The sequence below is a fragment of the Streptomyces sp. FH025 genome (assembly GCF_017427025.1).
In the GTDB taxonomy this organism is placed as follows: domain Bacteria; phylum Actinomycetota; class Actinomycetes; order Streptomycetales; family Streptomycetaceae; genus Kitasatospora.
This window is the reverse complement of sequence record NZ_JAFLNG010000757.1, coordinates 1-3,497: the sequence shown is the minus strand read 5'-3', so window position 1 is coordinate 3,497 and position 3,497 is coordinate 1. Positions and strand designations below refer to the sequence as shown.

General features: G+C 71.0%; 3 protein-coding genes. All 3 read right to left on the bottom strand.

Annotated elements, in window-relative coordinates:
- Positions 1-299: 299 nt before the first annotated feature.
- Positions 300-1,106 carry an enoyl-CoA hydratase/isomerase family protein gene (locus tag J0670_RS33340; protein ID WP_207815951.1) on the bottom strand — a complete coding sequence of 269 codons (807 nt, stop codon included), beginning with the start codon at positions 1,104-1,106 and terminating at the stop codon, positions 300-302.
- Between the two features lie 231 nt (positions 1,107-1,337).
- Positions 1,338-1,571 carry a helix-turn-helix domain-containing protein gene (locus J0670_RS33335; protein WP_196951009.1) on the bottom strand — a complete coding sequence of 78 codons (234 nt, stop codon included), beginning with the start codon at positions 1,569-1,571 and terminating at the stop codon, positions 1,338-1,340.
- Positions 1,572-1,898: 327 nt separating this feature from the next.
- A partial coding sequence (locus tag J0670_RS33330) for an ABC-F family ATP-binding cassette domain-containing protein (RefSeq protein WP_207815949.1) occupies positions 1,899-3,497 on the bottom strand: 1,599 nt, incomplete at its 5' end.

The window sequence follows — 3,497 nt, the reverse complement described above, 5'->3', positions numbered from 1 at the left end:
CCGGCGCCGGCGCCGGGCGAGTGCTTCGCACCGGGCGCACCGGCCCCGCCGGGAGGACCGGGGGTCGGGCCGTGGCCGGGGGTCTTGTGCAGGGTCGCGGGCGTCGGAGTGTCAGGCATGGGGCGGATCTCCCGTCGTACGGCTCCAGCTATATCGCAGACCTCCACAACTCTGGCATTTCGCCACGTTCCCCGCCCGCCGGGAGCGCCCTCCGAGCCACCCCGGCCCGGGGAACGCCGAAGGCCCGGCCCCGGGGAGTTCCCCGGGGCCGGGCCCAGCGGTGGCGGTGACGGACGGAGTCAGTCGCCGATACCGGCGAGCTCCCGCAGCCGGCGGGCCTGCGCCGCCCGTTCGGCCGAACGCTGCTCGTCGTAGGAGCGGCCCGAGGCCCCCTGGAGGAGCGCCTTGGTCTCGATGACGGCCCCCCGCGGAGCGGCCAGCAGGGCGGCGGCGAGGTCCCGGGCGGCGGCGTCCAGCTCGGCGCCGGGGACGGCCAGGTTGGCCAGCCCGATCGAGGCGGCCTCCTCGGCGCCGACCCAGCGGCCGGTCGCGCAGATCTCCAGCGCCCGGGCGTAGCCGACGAGTTCGACCAGCGGCTTGGTGCCCGCCAGGTCGGGGACGAGGCCGAGCGAGGTCTCCTTCATGGCGAACTGCACGCCGTCGGCCACCACCCGCAGGTCGCAGCCGAGGGCGAGCTGGAAGCCCGCGCCGACGGCGTGGCCCTGGACGACGGCGATGGAGACCAGGTCGGGGCGGCGCCACCAGGTGAAGGCCTCCTGGTAGGAGGCGATGGCCTCGTCCAGCTCCCGGTCGGTGGAGCCCGCGAGCTGGAGGAAGGTGGGCTCGCCGGGGATGCCCTCGGGGGTGAACATGGCCCGGTCCAGCCCGGCCGAGAAGGAGACGCCCTCCGCGCGCAGCAGCACCACCCGGACGCTGCCGGGCAGTTCGCGCCCGGCGGCGGCGAGGGCGCGCCAGAGCGCGGGCGACTGGGCGTTGCGCCGCTTGGGCTGACAGAGGGTGACGACGGCGAGTTCACCGTCGACCTCCAGGCGGACGCCGTCCCGCTCCCAGCTCGGGGCCTGCGGGTCGGTGACGGGAGCGGTCATGCGGGAACCTCCGGTGGCGAGGGACTTGGCTACCGGAGAGTAACAAACCTGGACGCGACTGGGCAGGGCCCCGACCGGGAAAGATCGGCGCCGGGTGCGCGACGGAGACCCGGACATGACGATCGGCGGCCGGTCCGCTCGACCCGAGGGCGGACGCCCAGCCGCGATCAGCTGTCGTCTCCTCGGCCGGCGCCGTGCCGCCGCGTCACCCGGCCCAGACCTGACGAAGAGTCAGGAATTGGCTCCGGCAGTCGCCTTGTTCTTGCCCCGCGTGGCACCGCCGCGGCCCCGGAGGATCACTCCGGACTCGCTCAGCATCCGGTGCACGAAGCCGTACGAACGACCGGTCTCCTCCGCGAGAGCGCGAATGCTCGCCCCGGAGTCGTACTTCTTCTTGAGATCGGCCGCGAGCTTCTCACGCGCGGCACCGGTCACCCGGCTGCCCTTTTTCAGAGTCTCGGCCACCCGTGCCTCCTCGTAGCGTTGCTCGGTCAGATTCCCATGATCACCCATCCACCGCGTCCTGGCCACCCATTCGACAAGGTCCATGTCGCAAATGCGCAGTCCCGCAGTGGTGTTCCGAGCGCATTGGGGCGCTCACTCAGAGTGCACGCCCCCTGATGGCTGCCGCCATTCGCCGAGAAAGAGCTGATCAGCAGTGTCGGCCCGACCACGATCGCGTGGCGGGCCGACAGGAAGTCCTTAAACGGAATCCGGGTCTTCTTCATTCCCGGACACGCCGAAAGGACTAGATATTCTGGTCCGAAAAGCGGATGAGGCGTCTACTTCCGGTCAGGCCAGCGAGACAAGATCGGCGTAGGACGGGTTCCACAGGTCCTCCACCCCGTCGGGCAGCAGGATGATCCGCTCCGGCTGGAGCGCTTCGACCGCGCCCTCGTCGTGGGTGACCAGGACGACCGCACCGGAGAACTCGCGCAGCGCGCCCAGGATCTCCTCGCGGCTGGCCGGGTCGAGGTTGTTGGTGGGCTCGTCGAGCAGCAGCACGTTGGCGGAGGAGACCACCAGGGTGGCCAGCGCCAGACGGGTCTTCTCACCACCGGAGAGCACCCCGGCCGGCTTGTCCACGTCGTCGCCGGAGAACAGGAAGGAGCCGAGGATCTTGCGGATCTGCACCAGGTCGGTGTCCGGCGCCGCCGAGCGCATGTTCTCCAGGACGCTGCGGTCCGGGTCGAGCGTCTCGTGCTCCTGCGCGTAGTAGCCGATCTTCAGGCCGTGGCCCGGGAGGACCTCACCGGTGTCCGGCTGCTCCACCCCCGCCAGCATCCGCAGCAGGGTGGTCTTGCCGGCGCCGTTGAAGCCCAGCACGACGACCCGGGAGCCCCGGTCGATCGCCAGGTCCACCCCGGTGAAGATCTCCAGCGAGCCGTAGGACTTGGACAGGTCGCTCGCGGTCAGCGGGGTCTTGCCGCAGGGGGCCGGCTCCGGGAAGCGCAGCTTGGCGACCTTGTCGCTCTGGCGCACCTGCTCCAGCCCGGCGAGCAGCTTGTCGGCGCGGCGGGCCATGTTCTGCGCGGCCACCGTCTTGGTGGCCTTGGCACGCATCTTGTCCGCCTGCGCGTTCAGGGTCGCGGCCTTCTTCTCGGCGTTGGCCCGCTCGCGCTTGCGGCGCTTCTCGTCGTCCTCGCGCTGCTGCTGGTACTGCTTCCAGCCCATGTTGTAGACGTCGATGCAGGAGCGGTTGGCGTCCAGGTAGAAGACCTTGTTGACGACCGTCTCGACCAGGTCGACGTCGTGCGAGATGACGATGAAGCCGCCCTTGTAGGTCTTCAGGAAGTCCCGCAGCCAGACGATCGAGTCCGCGTCCAGGTGGTTGGTGGGCTCGTCGAGCAGCAGCACGTCGGAGTCCGAGAAGAGGATCCGGGCCAGCTCCACGCGGCGGCGCTGACCACCGGAGAGGGTGTGCAGCGGCTGGCCGAGGATGCGGTCCGGCAGGCCCAGCGCGGCGGCGATGGTGGCGGCCTCGGCCTCGGCGGCGTACCCGCCCTTGGTCAGGAACTCGGTCTCCAGGCGCGCGTACTTCTTCATCGCGTTGTCCCGGGTGGCGCCCTTGCCGTTGGCCATCCGGTCCTCGTTCTCGCGCATCTTCCTCAGCACGGTGTCGAGGCCGCGGGCGGACAGGATGCGGTCCTTGGCGAGGACGTCGAGGTCGCCGGTGCGCGGGTCCTGCGGCAGGTAGCCGACCTCTCCCGAGCGGGTGACGGTACCGGCGGCGGGCAGGCCCTCGCCGGCCAGCACCTTGGTGAGCGTGGTCTTGCCGGCGCCGTTGCGCCCGACCAGGCCGATCCGGTCGCCGGCGGCGACCTTGAAGTTCGCGGACTCGATCAGGATCCGGGCACCGGCGCGCAGCTCGAGGGCGTTGGCGGAAATCAT